We start from the raw sequence: 530 nt of genomic DNA on the forward strand, positions 1-530 counted from the left end.
ACCATCGACAACGTCAAGGCCAAGATCCAGGACAAAGAGGGCATCCCCCCAGACCAGCAGCGTCTCATCTTCGCCGGCAAGCAGCTGGAGGATGGCCGCACCCTTGCTGACTACAACATCCAGAAGGAGTCCACCCTCCACCTTGTCCTCCGCCTCCGTGGTGGCATGCAGATCTTTGTGAAGACACTGACCGGCAAGACCATCACCCTCGAGGTGGAGTCTTCTGATACCATCGACAATGTCAAGGCCAAGATCCAGGACAAGGAGGGCATTCCCCCGGACCAGCAGCGTCTCATCTTTGCTGGCAAGCAGCTGGAGGATGGCAGGACCCTTGCTGACTACAACATCCAGAAGGAGTCGACCCTTCACCTTGTCCTCCGCCTCCGTGGTGGCATGCAGATCTTTGTCAAGACTCTGACCGGCAAGACTATCACCCTTGAGGTGGAGTCTTCTGACACCATCGACAACGTCAAGGCCAAGATCCAGGACAAAGAGGGCATCCCCCCAGACCAGCAGCGTCTCATCTTCGC

The 530-nt window shown here is 57.4% G+C and carries 1 protein-coding gene and 1 pseudogene; both read left to right on the plus strand.

Annotation, left to right across the window (positions count from 1 at the left end; translation table 11 throughout):
* Positions 1-3: 3 nt before the first annotated feature.
* Positions 4-147: pseudogene (locus NK662_RS24245) on the plus strand (ubiquitin-like protein); the annotation flags it as partial.
* Between the two features lie 18 nt (positions 148-165).
* The coding region (locus tag NK662_RS23415) for a ubiquitin family protein (protein ID WP_254761385.1) at positions 166-530 on the plus strand (365 nt) is incomplete at its 3' end.

The organism is Ectobacillus ponti, from assembly GCF_024294785.1.
GTDB lineage: Bacteria > Bacillota > Bacilli > Bacillales > Bacillaceae_G > Ectobacillus > Ectobacillus ponti.